This window comes from Ruegeria sp. BHSA162, assembly GCF_059613385.1.
Genome location: NZ_JBXWSK010000002.1, coordinates 104,117 through 122,274, shown reverse-complemented (window position 1 = coordinate 122,274; position 18,158 = coordinate 104,117). Strand labels below are relative to the sequence as shown.

The 18,158-nt window shown below is 61.5% G+C and carries 16 protein-coding genes and 2 tRNA genes; 8 read left to right on the top strand and 10 right to left on the bottom strand.

Features of this window, described 5'->3' with window-relative positions:
* Nucleotides 1-240: 240 nt before the first annotated feature.
* From AC2FM5_RS01410 to AC2FM5_RS01385, 6 genes are all read right to left on the bottom strand, one after another.
* A tRNA-Glu gene (locus AC2FM5_RS01410) sits at nt 241-315 on the bottom strand.
* Between the two features lie 24 nt (nt 316-339).
* A tRNA-Glu gene (locus AC2FM5_RS01405) sits at nt 340-414 on the bottom strand.
* A gap of 109 nt (nt 415-523) precedes the next feature.
* Nucleotides 524-2,266: a single-stranded-DNA-specific exonuclease RecJ gene (gene recJ, locus AC2FM5_RS01400; RefSeq protein ID WP_496733471.1), complete on the bottom strand. Its 1,743-nt coding sequence runs from the start codon at nt 2,264-2,266 to the stop codon at nt 524-526.
* Between the two features lie 69 nt (nt 2,267-2,335).
* Entirely contained in the window at nt 2,336-3,319 is a 984-nt protein-coding gene (gene glpX, locus AC2FM5_RS01395; protein ID WP_093961740.1) for a class II fructose-bisphosphatase, read from the bottom strand.
* Between the two features lie 72 nt (nt 3,320-3,391).
* Nucleotides 3,392-4,678 (bottom strand): homoserine dehydrogenase, encoded by a 1,287-nt coding sequence (locus tag AC2FM5_RS01390; RefSeq protein ID WP_496733468.1) that lies wholly within the window; start codon nt 4,676-4,678, stop codon nt 3,392-3,394.
* Nucleotides 4,679-4,810: 132 nt separating this feature from the next.
* Nucleotides 4,811-5,059 carry a hypothetical protein gene (locus AC2FM5_RS01385; RefSeq protein ID WP_170339166.1) on the bottom strand — a complete coding sequence of 83 codons (249 nt, stop codon included), beginning with the start codon at nt 5,057-5,059 and terminating at the stop codon, nt 4,811-4,813.
* A gap of 100 nt (nt 5,060-5,159) precedes the next feature.
* On the opposite strand from AC2FM5_RS01385, the gene AC2FM5_RS01380 reads away from it, so the two are divergent.
* Nucleotides 5,160-5,747 (top strand): TetR/AcrR family transcriptional regulator, encoded by a 588-nt coding sequence (locus tag AC2FM5_RS01380; RefSeq protein WP_170339745.1) that lies wholly within the window; start codon nt 5,160-5,162, stop codon nt 5,745-5,747.
* Between the two features lie 31 nt (nt 5,748-5,778).
* On the opposite strand, the gene AC2FM5_RS01375 is transcribed toward AC2FM5_RS01380, so the two are convergent.
* Nucleotides 5,779-6,690, bottom strand: coding sequence for a pirin family protein (locus AC2FM5_RS01375; protein ID WP_496733465.1), 912 nt, complete (start codon nt 6,688-6,690; stop codon nt 5,779-5,781).
* A gap of 158 nt (nt 6,691-6,848) precedes the next feature.
* Here AC2FM5_RS01375 and AC2FM5_RS01370 point away from each other — a divergent pair, with 158 nt between their 5' ends.
* Complete coding sequence (locus AC2FM5_RS01370; protein ID WP_170339740.1) at nt 6,849-7,319, top strand: hypothetical protein; 471 nt, start codon at nt 6,849-6,851, stop codon at nt 7,317-7,319.
* A 3-nt stretch (nt 7,320-7,322) separates the two neighbouring features.
* Here the strand turns inward: AC2FM5_RS01370 and AC2FM5_RS01365 are convergent, their stop codons facing one another.
* Genes AC2FM5_RS01365 through AC2FM5_RS01355 form a run of 3 tightly spaced genes read right to left on the bottom strand, consistent with a single transcriptional unit; the run spans nt 7,323 to nt 10,118 of the window.
* A complete protein-coding gene (locus AC2FM5_RS01365) occupies nt 7,323-7,907 on the bottom strand; it encodes a TadE/TadG family type IV pilus assembly protein (protein ID WP_093961744.1) in 585 nt (194 codons plus the stop codon).
* Complete coding sequence (locus tag AC2FM5_RS01360) at nt 7,894-8,454, bottom strand: TadE/TadG family type IV pilus assembly protein (RefSeq protein ID WP_170357498.1); 561 nt, start codon at nt 8,452-8,454, stop codon at nt 7,894-7,896. The genes AC2FM5_RS01365 and AC2FM5_RS01360 overlap by 14 nt, the downstream gene beginning before the upstream one ends.
* Nucleotides 8,451-10,118 (bottom strand): pilus assembly protein TadG-related protein, encoded by a 1,668-nt coding sequence (locus AC2FM5_RS01355; RefSeq protein ID WP_254429305.1) that lies wholly within the window; start codon nt 10,116-10,118, stop codon nt 8,451-8,453. The genes AC2FM5_RS01360 and AC2FM5_RS01355 overlap by 4 nt, the downstream gene beginning before the upstream one ends.
* Before the next feature lie 430 nt (nt 10,119-10,548).
* Here AC2FM5_RS01355 and AC2FM5_RS01350 point away from each other — a divergent pair, with 430 nt between their 5' ends.
* The 6 genes from AC2FM5_RS01350 to AC2FM5_RS01325 all read left to right on the top strand — a co-directional run bounded on the left by AC2FM5_RS01350 (nt 10,549) and on the right by AC2FM5_RS01325 (nt 18,151).
* Nucleotides 10,549-11,979 carry a Glu/Leu/Phe/Val family dehydrogenase gene (locus AC2FM5_RS01350; protein ID WP_496733462.1) on the top strand — a complete coding sequence of 477 codons (1,431 nt, stop codon included), beginning with the start codon at nt 10,549-10,551 and terminating at the stop codon, nt 11,977-11,979.
* A 93-nt stretch (nt 11,980-12,072) separates the two neighbouring features.
* Entirely contained in the window at nt 12,073-12,978 is a 906-nt protein-coding gene (locus tag AC2FM5_RS01345; protein ID WP_496733460.1) for a hypothetical protein, read from the top strand.
* Between the two features lie 134 nt (nt 12,979-13,112).
* Complete coding sequence (locus AC2FM5_RS01340) at nt 13,113-14,366, top strand: sarcosine oxidase subunit beta family protein (RefSeq protein ID WP_170389727.1); 1,254 nt, start codon at nt 13,113-13,115, stop codon at nt 14,364-14,366.
* 53 nt (nt 14,367-14,419) lie between these two features.
* A complete protein-coding gene (locus tag AC2FM5_RS01335) occupies nt 14,420-14,683 on the top strand; it encodes a sarcosine oxidase subunit delta (protein WP_149776784.1) in 264 nt (87 codons plus the stop codon).
* Nucleotides 14,680-17,613 carry a sarcosine oxidase subunit alpha family protein gene (locus AC2FM5_RS01330; RefSeq protein ID WP_496733458.1) on the top strand — a complete coding sequence of 978 codons (2,934 nt, stop codon included), beginning with the start codon at nt 14,680-14,682 and terminating at the stop codon, nt 17,611-17,613. Before AC2FM5_RS01335 ends, AC2FM5_RS01330 begins: the two co-directional genes overlap by 4 nt.
* Complete coding sequence (locus AC2FM5_RS01325; RefSeq protein WP_496733456.1) at nt 17,606-18,151, top strand: sarcosine oxidase subunit gamma; 546 nt, start codon at nt 17,606-17,608, stop codon at nt 18,149-18,151. The genes AC2FM5_RS01330 and AC2FM5_RS01325 overlap by 8 nt, the downstream gene beginning before the upstream one ends.
* The last annotated feature ends 7 nt before the right edge of the window (nt 18,152-18,158 follow it).

The window sequence follows — 18,158 nt, the reverse complement described above, 5'->3', positions numbered from 1 at the left end:
AACTAAAAAATTAGTAAATGGCGAAATTGGCCTGTTCGATCCAACGAATTTAACTACTATATACTTGAAAATATAGGATTTTTAACCCTCTCGACGTGGCGTCATCGGCTAGGCGAAAAGAGCATGCCGATGACCCTTCACTATGGGTTTTTCAGCGTCACCGCTTGGTCGAGCTGCAAATTTCGATGCAGAAAGGCACCGCAGTGGTAGCTCGCGATTTGCGTTTCTCGGAGGTGAAAATGGCAGCCCGTAGGGGAATCGAACCCCTCTTTCCAGGTTGAAAACCTGGCGTCCTAACCGATAGACGAACGGGCCACGTCAGCATTGCCCAAGCACAAGTGGCAGCCCGTAGGGGAATCGAACCCCTCTTTCCAGGTTGAAAACCTGGCGTCCTAACCGATAGACGAACGGGCCACGCTGGCTTGTGGAGGGCCTTTTACGGATTACGCCCCCCACCCGCAAGACGAAAAACGCACGGCCAGGAAACTTTTTTGCGGGTCAAAAAAGGCAGTGGCGTCAGCGGTCAATTTGCTTCGGCCGCGTCTTCCAGGCGCAACTGCACGCTTTGCCTGCCACCCCATGTATTGACCTCGAGCCGACCGGCAAAATGGAACCGCGCGCCACCGTGATTTGACAGCCTTTCGCCCATCGGTCCGTCAAAGGCACCAAATGCAATCGCGTCCAGCCCACCACCCATTCCGTCCGACAGCGACAGCTTCAAATGGGTTTCTCCGACCCGCTTGGCAAAGCGAACCTGCAGGTCGGGCATTGCAAACCGAGGGGCAGGGGCCCCGGCGCCAAATGGGCCGGCCTGCTCGATCTTTTCGATCAGATCAACCGAGGCCGCCCCGGGCATCAGCGCACCGTCCAGCTTGAGGTCGGCAGGACCGGCTTGGCCCGCCCCCTGTTTTGCCAGCAACTCCGAGAGTCTCTCCATCGCCGGTTCCAGCTGGTCGCGCATCACGGTCAGACCTGCGGCCATCTTGTGACCGCCGCCCTTGACCAACAAACCCTCGGCGGCCAACCGGTGGATTGATGCACCAAGATCGACACCCGAGACCGAACGGCCCGAGCCTTTGCCTTCGTCACCGTCGAAACCAATCACGACGGCGGGACGGTTCGACGCCTCTTTCAGGCGAGCCGCCACGATCCCAACGACGCCGGGATGCCAGCCGTCACCTGCAGCCCACACCAGCGGCGCATCCAATCCACGTTCTTCGGCCTGCGCCAGCGCCGCGGCGCGGACCGCATTCTCGATGTCGCGCCGTTCGGTATTCAGGTCATCAAGGCGCCGGGACAAGGCCTCGGCCTCGGTCACCGAGTCGGTGCTGAGCAGCCGCGCGCCGAGGTCTGCCTGCCCGACCCGGCCGCCGGCATTGATGCGCGGCCCAAGCAGAAAACCCAGGTGGTAACTGTTGGGCGCCGAATCCATGCGCGCCACTTCGGACAGCGCAACCAGTCCGGGGCGTTGCCGCTGCCCCATCACTTTCAAACCCTGCTGAACCAGCGCCCTGTTGATCCCGATCAGAGGTGCCACGTCTGCCACGGTCGCCAGCGCGACCAAATCCAGCATCGCCATCAGGTCCGGACCTTGGGCGTTGGCCTCGCGCAGTTGGCGCCCGGCCTCGACCAACATCAGAAAGACAACGGTTGCAGCACACAGATGGGCCAGGTCACCGCTTTCATCCTGGCGGTTGGGGTTCACCACGGCCACGCTATCCGGCAGCGTTTCGGCGCCCAGGTGGTGATCGAGAACGATCACATCGGCCCCCTTGGCTGCGGCAATTGCTTCGTGGCTTAGCGTGCCGCAGTCAACGCAGATGATCAGATCATGCGTTTCAGCAAGCTGGCTCATGGCGGGGGCGTTGGGGCCATAGCCCTCGTCGATACGATCGGGCACATATAAGGTCGCCTGACGCCCCATCTGCCTGAGCCAAACCAGCAACAGGGCTGCCGAGCTGCCGCCGTCGACATCATAGTCGGCGAAAACGGCGATGCGCTGGTTGTCCCGCACCGCTTTCAGGAACCGCGTTGCGGCGATCTCCATGTCGCGCAGGCTGCGAGGATCGGGAAGAAGGTCGCGCAGTTTTGGAGACAGAAAGCTCTCGGCCTCCATCGGCGGGACACCGCGCCGTGCCAGCACCTGGCACAGGGGGCGGGGCAGGTCGGTCTGCTGGGCCAGCATCTCGGCGGCCCGGTCCAATTCAGGCGATGGACCAATCCACCGGCGGCCCGTCAAAGACTGTTCAACACCCAGAAAGCTCAATCCACTTCTCCTGAAAAGGGCCGAATCCTGTCGGACCCGGCCCTTGAACGGTTGTGTCTGCGGGGCCGCTCAGCCTTCGACATGCGGCCAAATGGGGGTGCGGTAGGACATGCGCCGCACCGATCCGGTTTTCGAGCGCATCAGCAGGGTCGTCGTCTCGACCCAACCGGGTTCCCGCTTGATCCGCGGCAGCAGCGACCCGCCGGTGACACCGGTCGCCGCAAAGATCACATCGGCGGTGACCATCTCGTCGCGGGCATAGACACGATCCAGATCGGTAATACCGGCTTTGGCTGCCCGACCGCGTTCATCATCATTTCGGAACATCAGACGTCCAAAGATCTGGCCACCCATGCATTTCAGCGCGGCGGCCGCCAGAACGCCTTCGGGCGCGCCACCCTGGCCCATGTACATGTCGATGCCGGTCGTCTCGGACTCGGCACAGTGCATGACGCCTGCAACGTCACCGTCGGTGATCAGGCGGATCGCAGCGCCGGTTTCGCGCACCTCGGCGATCATCGCTTCATGGCGCGGACGTTCCAGTATGCAAACGGTAATGTCCTCGGGGGTGCATCCTTTGGCCTTGGCCAGCGCCTCGACCCTTTCCCGCGGGGACATGTCCAGTGTCACCACGTTCTCGGGGAAGCCCGGGCCGATCGCCAGCTTGTCCATGTAGACGTCCGGCGCGTGCAGCATCGAACCGCGCGGACCCATCGCGATGACGGTCAAAGCGTTGGGCATATCTTTTGCGGTCAGCGTCGTACCCTCGAGCGGGTCCAGAGCGATGTCCACGCCCGGGCCGTTGCCGGTGCCGACCTCTTCGCCGATATACAGCATCGGCGCTTCGTCGCGTTCGCCTTCACCGATGACTACCACGCCAGCGATATCCAGCAGGTTCAGCTGTTCACGCATCGCGTTGACCGCGGCCTGGTCGGCGGCTTTCTCGTCCCCGCGTCCGACCAGCGAGGCCGAGGCCAGAGCAGCCTGCTCAGCCACGCGCGCAAGTCCAAGGGACAGAAGGCGGTCGTTGAAATCGATTTTGGCAGCGCTCATGCGATGTAATCCTTTGGTAAAGCGAAGACGTCCTGACTGGCATAGCCTGCTCGTGGCGCAGGCCGCAAGGGTTCAAACCTGCTCGATACGCAGAGCTACCGGTTCGCCCGCAACCACATCCGTGGTGCGCAAGTCCTCCAACGCAACGTCCAGCGTGGCGCGTGTGGTCTTGTGTGTAACGATCAGTACCGGTGCCGTGTCCTCGGCATGTGCGTATTGGCGCATCCGGTCGATTGAAACGCCGGCATTGCCCAGAATCGCGGCCACCTTGGCCAGCGCACCTGGTTTGTCCAGCAATGCAAGGCGCAGATAATAAGGAGCAGGCAGGCCGGTGATTGCGGGCTTGGAGTCGACCAGCGACGTGGCGGGTTGACCAAAGGTGGAAATCCGCAGGCCCCGCGCCAGGTCGCAAACATCCCCCATCACCGCACTGGCGGTCGGACCTTCGCCAGCACCGGGTCCCCGCAAAACGAACTGTTCGACGGCGTCGCCCTCGATGACCACCATGTTGGTGCCGCCCTCCAGCTGTCCCAACGGCGAGTCACTGGGTACCAGGCAGGGCTGCATCCGCTGTTCGAGCCCGCGCGGCGTGCGCTGCGCAACGCCCAACAGCTTGATGCGGTAGCCCATATCGTCGGCCTGATGGATGTCATCCAGGCTGATATGCTGAATGCCCTCGATCTCGATCCCGTCGAAATTCGGCTTTGTTCCAAATGCGATCGAGGCCAACAGCGCCAATTTGTGCGCCGCGTCGATGCCGCCGACGTCAAGGTTGGGATCCGCTTCGAGATAACCCAACTGAGCGCACTCCTCGAACAGGGCGTTGTAGCCCAATCCCTGTGACTGCATTCGGGTCAGGATATAGTTGCAGGTGCCATTCATCACGCCCATGACGCGCTTGATGTCATTCCCGGCCAACCCTTCGGTCAGGGATTTTATGACGGGAATTCCTCCGGCCACGGCAGCCTCGAACCGGATCACGCGGCCTGCGGCCTCGGCCTGTTCCGCCAATGCCTGGCCGTGAATGGCCAGGAGCGCCTTGTTTGCGGTGACCACGTCCTTGCCGCTGGCCAATGCTGCCTCAACCGAGGCCTTTGCCGGGCCGTTTTCACCGCCCATCAACTCGACGAACACATCGATGTCGTCTCGTTTGGCCAAGGCCACCGGGTCAGTTTCCCACGCGAAGCCGGACAGGTTCACCCCGCGATCTTTGGCGGCGTCGCGCGCCGAAACGGCAACGATCTCGATCGGACGACCAGTGCGTGCTTGGAGCAATTCGGCATGACGGCGCACGATCTTGACGACGCCCACACCCACGGTTCCCAAGCCAGCAATTCCAAGCCGTAGCGCCTGTGTCATTCCGTGGGTTCCTTTCCGCTCGAAGTCTGCCTGTTGGACGCAAGGTCCTTTGTCGGCTGCCATAGCTGGTTCAACGCGGCGGTGCAATCCGTCAGGGACAGAGTTGTTGCGCAGTGGGCGAGCGTACGGGGCTTACTGGGTCTCGGCGTTCTGGAGTGCCTGTGCCTTTTGCGACAGCCGCTCGGCCCGTTGTTCCAATTCTTCTTCCACGGCGGCTGCCTCGTTCACCGGGTCGACGGGCGGCACGTTGACCTGGGTCAACGGGATCAGCTTGGGGTAGGGCGCGGCCTTTACCGAGGCCGCTTCGCTTCCCTCCAACTCGGGAATATCTGCGCACGCGGCCAACAGGAGCAGCGGCAGGATGACGGAAACAGCTTTCATTTCGCGACCCGAACAGTGAGGAACCTGAACGTGATGCACTTTTTGCATGAACGGTTCAAGCGGGGTTCTATATGAACGTACGTTCATATACGATGGATCCATGGCACGTACTCAAGGCTCTCATTCCGATATCACCGGGCCCCGCATTCGCGAGGCCGCCCTGGGATTGTTTGCACGGCATGGCTATGCCGCTGTGTCCATGCGCCAAATCGCGGGGGAGGTCGGAGTGCAGGCCGGTGCGCTTTACAATTACACTCCGGACAAGCAAAGCCTTCTGTTCCGCCTGATGCAGGACCACATGCAAGAGCTGCTGGCGGCCTATGAAGCGTTGGAACCACAGGCGGATGCATTGGGTGCCTTGCGGCAATTCGTGGGTTTCCACATCCGGTTTCACATGCAGCGACCCGACGAAGTGTTCATCGCCTACATGGAGCTGCGAAATCTGACGCCTGAAAACTTCGCCGAAATCGAAAAGCTGCGCCGACGGTATGAGGATGCGTTACAGAGCATCCTGCTGGCCGGCCAGAAGGACGGTCTATTCTCTGTTCAGGATGCGAAGATCGCGACGCTAGCGGTGATTGCCATGCTGAATGGTGTCATGACGTGGTACAGGGCCGGTGGACGGCTTTCGCTGGACGAGGTCGAGCAGATTTATTGGGATATGGTACGCAAGGCGGTCGCGGCCTGATTGGCCGCGCCACGTTACCGGTTGTCTGGAGTCAGTGCGCCGGCTTGATGAAAGTACCGTTGCGCAACTCCCGAAACGCCTGCTCGAGTTCGGCACGCGTGTTCATCACGATCGGGCCATGCCATGCTACCGGTTCATTGATCGGCGCACCCGAGATCAACAGGAATCGCACGCCTTCAGGCCCGGCCTGAACGGTTATTTCGTCTCCGGTGCCAAACCGCACCAGCGTCCGGTTGCCCGACATGTCGCGAATGTTCAGCTCTTGCCCGGCGACTTCCTTCTCAAGCAGAACGCCGGTCGGCTGCGAGGCGTCGGCGAAAGCGGCCTGCCCATCGAAAACATAGGCGAAAGCACGGCGATAAGTATCTATCTTGAATGTCTTTTTCACCCCTGCAGGAATCGATACGTCCAAGTATTGCGGGTCCGCGGCGATACCGTCCACCGGCCCGGTCTTACCCCAGAACTTGCCGACGATGACCCGCACCGTGGTGCCATCATCATCGATCACTTCAGGAATGTCCTTGCCCTGAACGTCCTGGTACCGAGGAGCCGTCATCTTTTGAGCCGAGGGCAAGTTGCCCCACAGCTGAAACCCATGCATCTGCCCGGATGCATTTCCCTTGGGCATTTCCTGATGCAGAATTCCGGACCCCGCCGTCATCCACTGGACGTCTCCGGCACCCAGTTGGCCGCGGTTGCCCAGCGAGTCGCTGTGATCGACGGTTCCCGACAGCACGTATGTGATGGTTTCAATGCCGCGGTGGGGATGCCAGGGAAAGCCGGCCTGGTAGTCCTGCGGGTGCTCGTTGCGGAAGTCATCAAACAAAAGGAAAGGATCCAGTTCGGACGGATCCTGAAATCCAAAAGCGCGGTGAAGCTTTACACCAGCGCCTTCCATCGTCGGAACGGCCTTGCGGGTTTCGAGTGTTGGTCTGAGCGACATTTGGATCTCCTGTCTCTGGACCCGTTATCTAATTTTCGCTGAAGTACGGTCAATTCGCGAGAAAGCACTGCCTCTGTGCAAAATTGCGCCGGGTGAGTCTTGGCCTGTTGCTTGACGCTGAAAGCGGGTATGGGGGGCAGGCAAAGGCGGAGTTGGAAATGCAAGAAGACGTACTGGCAACGATTCAGGCTTCATCGGCACGGCGGTGGATGGGCGTGGGAATGCTCGTCACCGTGGGCGCGTTCGTGACTTATGTCGCCCTGGCCGCACCGCCCGCGCCGGAATGGCAGCTGTTCCTGTTCGTGGTCGGAGGTGGCGCGCTTTGGCTTGCGCATCGCGTCTGGCATGCGACCGCGGACCGGATCGAGCTGACGCGCACGGAATTGCGGACAGGCAGCGGCAAGCTGATTGCCGAGGTTGGTGAAATCGAAGGGGTGGATCGGGGTGTGTTCGCCTTCAAACCGTCAAACGGCTTTCTGCTGACGACCCGTAGCAAACGGGGCAGGGCTTGGGCCCCGGGCCTTTGGTGGCGCGTCGGGCGACGTATTGGCGTCGGCGGCATGACGTCCGCCGCTGAGACCAAGTTCCTGTCAGAAATGCTTTCCGCGATGCTGGCCGAGGCCGAATAGCTCTCAGCACCCGCCCGGTGCGTCGATCTTGTCGTAGACGCGCGGGTGGGTGAATACGAAATTGTCCATGGCAAATTCGTTTTCGCCGTATCCGATGCGGAAGGGACGGCGATAGAAGTCCTTCACTTCGACCAGGATCATCTTGCCGTTGTCCGGCATGATGGGCAGCTTGTCCCGGATTTCGCTGATGGTGCCATCGGTCCACGCCTCAAAGCTTTCGCCGCGAATACAGGACCACTGCACATAGTGCCGGTCATCCGGCAGGTCGAAGCGAAGGAACGAGATGCGCATCGACACGTCGGAGCGGTCCGACATCATCTGCTGCAGCAGGTCATACAGCGTATCCATATAGGTCGCGTTGATGTCATTGCGTTCGCGGGAAATGACGTCGGCGATCGCATAAGACGCCTTGAGATTCCGCGAGCTCTGCTTGTACCCGTCGAAGAACGTATAGGACGCACACATGCCCCAGAAGAGCAAGGGATAGATCATCACGGCCTCGACACTGATCACGCCGGATTCCTTGCGCGAAAACCGTTTCAGATACCGGACAGCCAGCGAGAAGATTGAGCGATCAGGTCGGTTCATAGACAAACACCGTTGTTGCGTGCAGTTCGTACATACCGTTGGGCTTTTTTCGCGCGATGGCGCCCAGAATGGTACCCCACCACAGCGGCTTTACCTCGACGCAGGCGCGGACGATCATCAGTTCGTCCGACGTGCCGGGCTCGAAGATCTGGCTGTTGCGGATCGTTGCCGGGGTATCGATGCAGTAGGGGTTGGGATCCAGCGTGGTCCCAATAAACGGGTCGACGCGGGTCATTTCCAGGATCAGGTTTTCCTTGCACTCAGGAATGTAGCCTGCCTTGTCGCACACGATGTCCTTCAACAGAGTGTGGGTCCAGCCATCCTGAACGTTGGTGGTATACTTGTCGAGGTTGTTCAGGCGAACGTCGCGGATCGTTTCGTCCAGACCACGCTCGAGATTGGCGTGGTTGAAGGCCCCGATTCCGACTTCGACGGCCGAATAGGTCGTCATGATGAAGATGGGAAACCAGAAGACGAACTCGATCGTCGCCATCCCATCTTCTTTCCGCCGGAACGTGCGGAATTGATGAAGCAAACGCTTGATCATTGGGTCAGCCTCAAATTGCGGATGGTCGATCCGATCGATGCAAATACGTCGACGATTTCGTCACCGGTCGCCTCGTAGTAGGCGCCATCATCGCTTTTGCAGTCTTTCAGAAGGGCCTTGCCCTGATCGGGAGCTTCGAAAGCGATAGTGAAGACTACGATGCCATTGGCGCGAGCGGCGGCACACATTGCGCGCGCGCGCGGGTCCTTGGTGCCCGACCCGATCGAAGTGACCGCGTTGTTGTACCAGGTGTTGCCTTTCGTGCTCCCCAGCGCTTCGCGGAACAGGTCGCGGATCGCGCGACGGGTCGTGCGTTCCCAGACCTGAACCCAGGTCAGGTTGACCGATGTCGCGGGGTCGCCATTGTTGTCCAGAACAGTGCGGGTCTCGCTTCTGCTGTAGTCAAAGTTGTAGCAGACGCCGCCGGACCGGTAGGTGCACCGATAGACAGTATACTCGTCGTTGCCATAGGGATCGTCCTGCCAGATCTCGCGACCCCAGTACCAACCCTTGCTGCTGTCCCATTCGGTATAATCGACATCGTGCCAGAAGTACTTCTCGGTCTCGTAGTCATAGGTCGAATAGGTGGACTTTTTGGCATTCCACCACAGAATGGACGTACCCTCACGGTAGGGGTCGTTTACCATGTACTGAGTGGTGTTCGCGCCGTCCGTCATCAACACCAGAACCTTCATCGAGTCGTTGCTGGAGTAGCTGTTGGGACGGGTGGCGAACTCTGCAGGCACTTCATCACCCGCCAGACGTGCGATCACCGGCTGAATGCTTTCGTCAAGCAGGGCAAGACCCCATTTCAGACCGACGTCGATCGACGTGTTTCCGCCGGCAGTAAAGCTTTCGATGTGATCTTTGAGAACCTGCGGATCCTTTTGCAGGACCGAGACCTCACGGTTGGCGAGTTCGTCACAGACTTCGCTGTAGACGTAGCCGTTGCTGGGGCGCCGGTCATAGGTGCTCCACGGCGTGAAGTGCAGTGTGCGTTGGCGGATCGTATCGGGGTCCAGCGCGGTGGTGTTGAACTCGCTGCTGGTGAAGTTGATGCAGTTTGCCCGGTTATTGGTGCCGGTCGTGCTGAATTCGTCCATCAGATAGTCGGGCAGCGACACCTGAGTTGCGTATGGGATGATCGAGATCGACAGCTTCCCGTCCTCGGTCTTGTCCGCCATCTCTTGCACGAAGTTTTTGGCCGCCACTTTTAGGTTGGCCAGGCGATTGTAGCTGTTCATCGAGCCAGAGACGTCGAGGACCAAAGAAATCTCAACGTCATCAATGGCTTCTTCGGCAACGCTGGTTGCCGCGCTCACGATCGAGTCAACATCCCACCACTGCATGAAGTGCATGCCGACATCCATCTGGGCGCTCGCTTGGACCTTGCGGTAGCCTTCGATCGTAACGGCGGTCGCGCCGCAGACATTGGGTTCCACGATCGGGTCACCAACCAGGTACTGGTCCAAGCCTTCCTTCGCGAGGTAGTCGACAACCACGTCCTTGGGGCAAAGGTCCTGATCCAGGTCGGCCGCCGCCAGTACGGCGCGGTCCAGAGCATATTGCAGGCGCGCACGTTCGCGATCGTACCGCATAACGTCCACGGCGAAGCCCGCCGCGGTGAAGATGATCATCAGAAGGAAGAGGGCGAAGATGGTCATCGTCCCGCTTTCCGAGGTCACGAAAGACTCGACGGCGCTCCGGCACCGGTCTGCCTGGCGCGGTTTCTCCGACCGTGTCGATGTCCATTCAAAATTGCGCATAACGAAATCCTTTTGCCGGCCAAAAGCAGCGAAGCCAGTTCTTCGGAACTTAAATAATTTAGATGTGGATCGTGGCGAGAATTGGGCGTGATCGTCACTATGGTGCTCTTTTTGAATGAAAATCGGCGGCAGTCTGGCTGGGAGGGGCATCTTTGTTTCGTTGCTCGGGACAATTTCTGGAAATCGTAAATGTCCGCGACTCGGCTCGGTTGGTCGAAACGCGCTGTTCATAAATTGATGAAAAAAAGTGCAAATCTCGATTGCAGCCGCTTGCCAAGGGTGCGACAAAACGTCATGACGCTCGACGTCAACCGGCATGGAGGATTTTATGACGGCCATCAAGGAACCCAGCTTTCGGGAGAGTGTAGATCTGATGTTCAACAGGGCGGCTGCCCTGATGGATCTTCCACCCGGACTTGAGGAAAAGATCCGGGTCTGCAATGCGACCTACACCGTTCGGTTTGGCGTGCGTCTGCGGGGGCAGATACATACTTTCACCGGCTATCGCTCGGTTCATTCCGAGCATATGGAGCCGGTAAAAGGCGGTATCCGCTATGCGATGGCCGTGAACCAGGACGAGGTCGAGGCGCTTGCTGCGCTGATGACCTACAAGTGCGCTTTGGTCGAGGCTCCGTTTGGCGGGTCCAAGGGCGGCCTGCGTATCGACCCGCGCAAATACGAGGAGCATGAGCTGGAGCAGATCACCCGCCGTTTCGCCTATGAGTTGGCCAAGCGCGACCTGATCAACCCGTCGCAGAACGTCCCGGCCCCTGACATGGGCACCGGCGAGCGTGAAATGGCTTGGATGGCTGACCAGTATGCGCGGATGAACACCACAGACATCAACGCGCGGGCCTGCGTGACCGGCAAGCCGTTGAATGCCGGCGGCATCTCGGGCCGGGTCGAGGCGACGGGGCGTGGTATCCAATACGCGTTGCGCGAGTTCTTCCGCCATCCCGAGGACGTCAAGAAAGCTGGCATGTCAGGCTCGCTGGACGGAAAGCGGGTCATCGTTCAAGGCCTCGGCAACGTGGGCTATCACGCGGCCAAGTTCCTGAGTGAGGAAGACGGCTCTCTGGTTGTGGGCATCATCGAACGTGACGGTGCGATCTATAACCCCGAGGGGATCGACGTCGAAGCGGTTCACCAGTGGATCGTCAAACATGGCGGTGTGAACGGCTACCCGGATGCAACGCACACCACCGAGGGCACTGCTGTGCTGGAAGAGGATTGTGACATTCTGATCCCGGCCGCGCTGGAGGGCGTGATCAATCTGTCCAATGCCGAGCGCATCAAGGCGCCGTTGATCATCGAGGCCGCGAACGGTCCGGTGACCGCCGGGGCCGACGAAGTGCTGCGCAAGAAAGGCACCGTGATCATTCCAGACATGTATGCGAACGCTGGCGGTGTGACGGTATCGTATTTCGAGTGGGTCAAGAACCTCAGCCACATCCGTTTTGGCCGGATGCAGCGCCGTCAGGAAGAGGCGCGGCACGAGTTGATCGTGAAAGAGCTGGAGCGGTTGGACCGCTATCTTGGCGATGCATGGTCGATGTCTCCGGACTTCAAGGCCAAATACCTCAAAGGCGCGGATGAGCTTGAGTTGGTGCGCTCGGGCCTGGATGACACGATGCGCATCGCCTACCAGGCCATGAGCGAGGTCTGGCACGATCGCGACGACGTCGATGACCTCCGCACCGCGGCATACATCGTGTCCATCGACCGTGTTGCCAAGAGCTATCGGGCCAAGGGCCTCTGACGTCTCGGAAACCGGGCAATCGGGCTTTGACAAAAAGTCCGGTTGCCGCACATCCTGCGCTGGAGTTCAGGCAGTGAAACCAGCGAGGATCTCATGCAAATTACCCGTTCTGTAGCTTGGGCCGCGGCGATAGGATCCGCGACCCTGGCGCATGCGACTGCTGCCATCGCCCAACCCCGGCAGGGATGGACGCCGACTGTGGAAGGGTTGGCTGTCTATCAGGGCAGCGCCGATCTCGAGGACGGCGGTGATTTCAGCGCATCGCGCGCGTTTCTGCGGGCAGGCGGCATTTACAGCTATGGTGACGGGTCCTTTGTGGGTTTGCTGGCGAGTTTCGGTCAGTTTTCCTACGATTTCGGGTTGCCCGGAAACCAGCCGTGGGACGACATCCGCGACATTCGCCTGAGCGTTCCATTGCGTTTCACTCTGGACAACGGGGCTGCGGTGATCGTCTCGCCCCAATTGAGATGGGACTATGAGACCGGCGCCAGTGCCTCGGACGGCTTCATCTATGGTGCCTTCGCCGGTATTTCATGGGCGGTGAACCCCAATCTGCGCATCGGCCCGGCATTTGGCGTGTTCTCCCAGGTTGGAACCAATGATCTCGAAGTCTTTCCCGCGCTTCTGGTCGACTGGACCTTTGCCGAGCGCTGGCGTCTGAGCACCGGGCGCGCGTTGGGGGCCACTCAAGGCCCCGGGGTCACGCTGGAATACAAGGCTTCGGAAAGTGTCAGCGTGGGGCTTGCCGTTCGGTCCGAGAGGGTCCGCTTTCAGTTGAACGATAACGGGTTGGCACCGGGCGGCGTAGGCGAGGACAGCAGCATCCCGGTTGTTCTGTCGGTTGAATACGCGCCAAACCCCGGAGTTTCGCTGTCGGCATTTGCGGGCGCCGAGTTTGACGGCGAGTTGCGCCTGGACAACGCAGCAGGGCAAGAGGTCAGCCGGCAGGGCTATGATACCGCTCCGATCGTGGGCGTTGCCTTCCGTCTGCGGTTCTGAAGGCGAATTCGTTTGCGACCGGTTTGGTCGCGCGTTGACAAGTTCTTGTCGAAAACGGATGCGGAGCCCCGAGCCCGGATTGCTACTCCTGTTGGAAGTTGGTTTGATGCCAGCAAACCCGCAGGGAGATCTGAATGCGCTTTTCCGGCTTTCGCGTCCTGAAGGAAGGACTGACGGGCAACAAGGGTTGGACGGCGCATTGGCGTGATCCCGAGCCCAAAGCCGAGTACGACATCGTCATCATCGGCGGTGGGGGGCATGGTCTCAGCACCGCGTACTATCTGGCGAAAGAACACGGCCTGACAAATGTCGCCGTGCTGGAAAAGGGTTATATCGGCGGCGGCAATGTGGGGCGCAACACGACGATCGTGCGCGCCAACTATTTTCTGCAAGGAAATTCCGAGTTCTATTCACATTCCCTCAAGCTGTGGGAGGGGTTGGAAGAGGACCTGAACTACAACGTGATGCATTCGCAGCGGGGCATCATCAACCTGTTCCATTCGGACGGGCAGCGGGACGCGGCCGCGCGCCGGGGCAACATGATGATCAGCCAGGGCGACGATGCCATCCTGCTGGACCGCGATGCACTGCGCGAGATGCTGCCCTATCTGAACTATGACGATCTGCGCTTTCCCATCTATGGCGGTCTGTACCATCCGCGTGGCGGCACGGCCCGGCATGATGCCGTGGCCTGGGGCTATGCCCGCGGGGCGGACCAGCGCGGGGTGGATCTGATCCAGAATTGCGAGGTCACCGGCATCGACATCGAAAACGGCGCCGTGCGCGGGGTGCAGACGACGCGCGGGGCGATCCGAGCCAGGAAGGTAGGGATCGTGGTTGCGGGTCGTTCGGGGCTAGTTGCCGGCATGGGCGGGATGCGCTTGCCGATCGAAAGCCACGTGCTGCAGGCCTTCGTGACCGAAGGGCTGAAGCCTTGCATCGACCACGTCGTGACCTTCGGCATGGGGCATTTCTACATCAGCCAATCCGACAAGGGTGGGCTGGTGTTCGGCGGCGACCTGGATTTCTATGCCTCCTACGCGGCGCGGGGCAATCTGCCGACGGTCGAAAGTGTAATGGAGGCCGGCGTGGCCCTGATGCCGATGATCGGCAAAGCCCGGGTGCTGCGGTCCTGGGGCGGGATCATGGACATGTCGCCGGACGGGTCGCCGATCATCGACCGCACCCCTATCGACGGGCTGTACCTGAACTGCGGCTGGAACTACGGCGGGTTCAAGGCGGTTCCGGGCTCGGGCAACGTGTTTGCCCACCTGATGGCCACCGACCGGTACCACGAGAACGCGACAGGGTTCCGGCTGGATCGTTTCCGCACCGGGCGCGGGATCATCGATGAAGAGGGCAAGGGCTCTCAGCACAATCTGCATTAGGGGCGGGCCGGGATGTTTCGTTCGAATATTTGTGAAAGCCAGGAGGCGCGGCCATGAGGATCACCTGTCCGTATTGCGGCGAGCGCGACCGCCGCGAGTTCTACTATCGCGGGGCCGCCGTCGATCTGGACCGGCCCGCCCCGGATGCCGGGCCTGACGCTTGGGACGATTTCGTCTATCTGCGCGACAACCCCGCGGGCGAGACGCGGGATCTGTGGTATCACGAGGGCGGCTGCGGCGCATGGATCGTTGTGACACGCAACACGCTGACCCACGAAATTTCGGCGACCGAACCTGCGTCCGGGGGCAAACGATGAGGGTCGCGGACAGGGGGCTGATCGACCGCGGCACTCCGGTCGAGTTTTCCTTTGACGGAATCCGGTATTCGGGCTTTCAGGGCGATACACTGGCCTCGGCGCTGCTGGCCAATGGCGTGCGCCTGATGGGGCGGTCGTTCAAATATCATCGCCCGCGCGGCGTCCTGACCGCCGGCAGCGAAGAGCCGAACGCTTTGGTCACCATCGGCCGAGGCGCCGTGCAGGACCCCAATGTGCGGGCCACGGTGCAAGAGATCTATCCGGGCCTCGAGGCGCGCAGCCAGAACCGCTGGCCCAGTCTGAGCTTCGACGTGATGGCGGTGAACGATCTGGCCGCGCCCTTCCTGGGGGCGGGCTTCTACTACAAGACCTTCATGTGGCCCCGCAGCTTTTGGGAGAAGCTGTACGAACCGATGATCCGCCGCGCCGCGGGGTTGGGCGCGCTGTCCGGGCAGGCCAACGCCGACAGGTATGAAAGCGCCTATGCCTTCTGCGACCTGCTGGTGATCGGGGCTGGCCCGGCGGGTTTGATGGCTGCCTTGACGGCCGGCCGGGCCGGGGCGGATGTCATTCTGGCCGATGAAAGCAACCAGATGGGCGGGCGGCTGCTGGCCGAGACGCTCGAGGTGGATGGCAAGCCGGGTCACGTCTGGGCAGACGAGGTTCTGGCCGAGTTGCGTGCGATGGACAATGTGCGGTTGATGACCCGCACGACCGTGGCGGGTGCCTACGACCAGGGCACCTTTGCCGCGCTCGAACGGGTCTTGCACCATACGGGCGACTGTCCCGCCGGTGCGCCGCTGGAAGCATATTGGAGGATCGCCGCCCGCCGCTCGGTTCTGGCGGCCGGGGCGCTGGAACGCCCGGTGGCGTTTCGCGACAATGACCGGCCCGGCATCATGACCGCCGGGGCCGTGCGGGCCTATCTGAACCGCTGGGGCGTCGCCGCCGGCCAGAGTGTCACGATCTTCGGCAACACCGATGACATCCACCAGACGGCCCGCGACCTGTTGGCCGCCGGGGTCCACGTTGCCGCCGTGATCGACAGCCGCCATGACGGGCCGGTGTCGACCGACTATCCGGTGCTGCGCGGGGCGCAGGTCTGTGGCAGTTCGGGGCGCAAGGGGCTGGAGTCGATAACCGTGCGCCGCGCCAGCGGAGAAGAGCGCATTCAAACCGATTGTCTGGCGATGACCGGCGGATGGAACCCCTCGGTCCACCTGACCTGCCACATGAACGGGCGCCCGACCTGGCGGCGTGACATTGCCGCCTTCGTGCCCACGCCGGGCGCCGTGCCCGGGATGCGCCCGGCCGGGGCCTGCAACGGCGCGTTCTCGACCGCGGCTTGTCTGAGCGAGGGCATTTCGGCTGCGACCGAGGCGCTGGGTGATCTGGGCCTTAAGGCGCCCAAACTCGAGCCGCCGCAGGCCGAGGATCAGCTCTATGAAATCGCGCAGCTGTGGGCGGTGCCGGGCAAGGGGCGCGCGTGGCTGGATTTCCAGAACGACGTGACCGTCAAGGATGTCAAACAGGCCGCGACCGAGAACTTCCGCTCGGTCGAGCACATGAAGCGTTATACCACGCAAGGCATGGCCGCCGATCAGGGCAAGAACTCGAATGTCGCGGCGCTGGCCATTCTTGCGGATGCCACCGGGCGGGCGATCCCCGAGACCGGAACCACCACCTTCCGCCCGCCTTACGCGCCGATTGCCATCGCCGCGCTGGGCGCGGGGGCCGAGGGGGCGGGGTTCAAGCCGCAGCGCTTCACCACCTCGCACAAGGCGTCAGTGGCGCGCGGGGCGCCGATGGTCGAGGCCGGGCTGTGGTATCGGCCCAGCTATTTCCCGCAGCCGGGCGAGACCACGTGGCGCCAGTCCTGCGACCGCGAAGTGCAGATGGTGCGCACGGCGGTCGGCGTGTGCGATGTCTCGACCCTGGGCAAGATCGACATTCAGGGGCGCGACGCCGCGCAGTTTCTGGATTTCGTCTATACCAACACGTTTTCGACACTGAAGGTCGGGCGCGTGCGCTATGGGCTGATGCTGCGCGAGGACGGGTTCGTCATGGATGACGGCACCACCGCGCGATTGGGTGACAGTCATTTCCTGATGACCACCACGACCGCCGCCGCTGGTGACGTGATGAAGCATCTTGAATTCGTGCGTCAGGGTCTGCGGCCCGATTGGGACGTGTCGCTGGTTTCTGTGACGGAGCAATGGGCGCAATTCGCCGTGGCCGGCCCCAAATCGCGCGAGGTGCTGAACGGCCTGCTGGACACCCCGCTGGATGATGCTGCGTGGCCGTTCATGGCCTGCGGGCCGGTTTCGGTTCTGGGGGTGCCGGGGCGTCTGTTCCGGATCTCGTTCTCGGGCGAACACGCCTACGAGATTGCGTTGCCTGCGCGGTATGGGGCCAGCCTGTTCGACATCCTGACCCGACAGGCCGAGGCGCTGGGCGGTGGCCTCTATGGGATGGAGGCGCTGAACGTCCTGCGGATCGAGAAGGGGTTCATCACCCATGCAGAAATCCACGGGCGGACGACGGCCTTTGACATCGGGATGGGCCGGATGGTGTCGCAGAAAAAGGACTGTGTCGGCAAGACCATGTCCGAACGCCCGGGGCTTGAGGAGCCGGGGCGCGAGCGGTTGGTCGGCCTCAAACCCATCGGGGAAAGCCGCCAGTTGCTGGCCGGCGCCCATCTGTACAACGAAGAGGACGCGCCGGTGCGCACCAACGATCAGGGCTATGTGACCTCGGTCTGCTACTCGCCGACGCTGGGCAGCATGCTGGGGCTGGCGTTTCTGGCCGATGGCCCCGACCGTCATGGCGAGATCGTCAAAATGGTCGATCATCTGCGCGGCGTGACCACGCTGTGCGAGGTGACTGACCCGCTGTTTTTTGACCCAGAGGGAGAGCGTGTACGTGGATAAGCTGATTGCCCAGACCCTGTGCGACGGGCTGCTGCCGCTGACCATCGGAACGGTCTCGGTCACCGAGGTCGACCCGGGCGCGATACATGCGGTTTCGGCCTTTCAAGGGCAGGCCAAATCGCTGTCCGAGGCGATGAAGGCGGCGCATGGCATGGCGCTGCCGGCCCCGAACCGGGCCACCGGGAAGTCGGGCGCGCGGGCGGTCTGGTTTGGCCCGGGTCAGGTCATGCTGATCGGCCCCGCACCGGACCCGTCGCTGTCCGCCCACGCCGCGGTCGTCGACCAGTCCGATGCCTGGGCCATGGTTCGGCTTGAGGGCGACGGGGCCGAGGATGTCCTCGCCCGTCTGGTGCCCGTCGATCTGCGCCCGCAACAATTCAAGCGCGGACATACGGCGCGCACGCTGCTGTTTCACATGACGGCGTCAATCACTCGGGTTGGCGAGAAAGCCTTTCAGATCATGGTGTTCCGGTCGATGGCCACATCGTTGGTGCATGATCTGCAGAGGGCAATGGAAGGTGTGGCAGCACGCGGTTAGACTGTTG

Bases quoted from the DNA above. Each gene is read 5' to 3' on its own strand.
- AC2FM5_RS01355 (WP_254429305.1), bottom strand. From the start codon at position 10,118: ATGACCATCTTCGCCCTCTTCCTTCTGATGATCATCTTCACCGCGGCG.
- AC2FM5_RS01375 (WP_496733465.1), bottom strand. From the start codon at position 6,690: ATGTCGCTCAGACCAACACTCGAAACCCGCAAGGCCGTTCCGACGATG.
- glpX (WP_093961740.1), bottom strand. From the start codon at position 3,319: ATGAGCGCTGCCAAAATCGATTTCAACGACCGCCTTCTGTCCCTTGGA.
- AC2FM5_RS01345 (WP_496733460.1), top strand. From the start codon at position 12,073: ATGCAAATTACCCGTTCTGTAGCTTGGGCCGCGGCGATAGGATCCGCG.
- AC2FM5_RS01350 (WP_496733462.1), top strand. From the start codon at position 10,549: ATGACGGCCATCAAGGAACCCAGCTTTCGGGAGAGTGTAGATCTGATG.
- AC2FM5_RS01365 (WP_093961744.1), bottom strand. From the start codon at position 7,907: ATGAACCGACCTGATCGCTCAATCTTCTCGCTGGCTGTCCGGTATCTG.
- AC2FM5_RS01390 (WP_496733468.1), bottom strand. From the start codon at position 4,678: ATGACACAGGCGCTACGGCTTGGAATTGCTGGCTTGGGAACCGTGGGT.
- AC2FM5_RS01370 (WP_170339740.1), top strand. From the start codon at position 6,849: ATGCAAGAAGACGTACTGGCAACGATTCAGGCTTCATCGGCACGGCGG.
- AC2FM5_RS01385 (WP_170339166.1), bottom strand. From the start codon at position 5,059: ATGAAAGCTGTTTCCGTCATCCTGCCGCTGCTCCTGTTGGCCGCGTGC.
- AC2FM5_RS01330 (WP_496733458.1), top strand. From the start codon at position 14,680: ATGAGGGTCGCGGACAGGGGGCTGATCGACCGCGGCACTCCGGTCGAG.
- AC2FM5_RS01335 (WP_149776784.1), top strand. From the start codon at position 14,420: ATGAGGATCACCTGTCCGTATTGCGGCGAGCGCGACCGCCGCGAGTTC.
- AC2FM5_RS01340 (WP_170389727.1), top strand. From the start codon at position 13,113: ATGCGCTTTTCCGGCTTTCGCGTCCTGAAGGAAGGACTGACGGGCAAC.
- AC2FM5_RS01360 (WP_170357498.1), bottom strand. From the start codon at position 8,454: ATGATCAAGCGTTTGCTTCATCAATTCCGCACGTTCCGGCGGAAAGAA.
- AC2FM5_RS01380 (WP_170339745.1), top strand. From the start codon at position 5,160: ATGGCACGTACTCAAGGCTCTCATTCCGATATCACCGGGCCCCGCATT.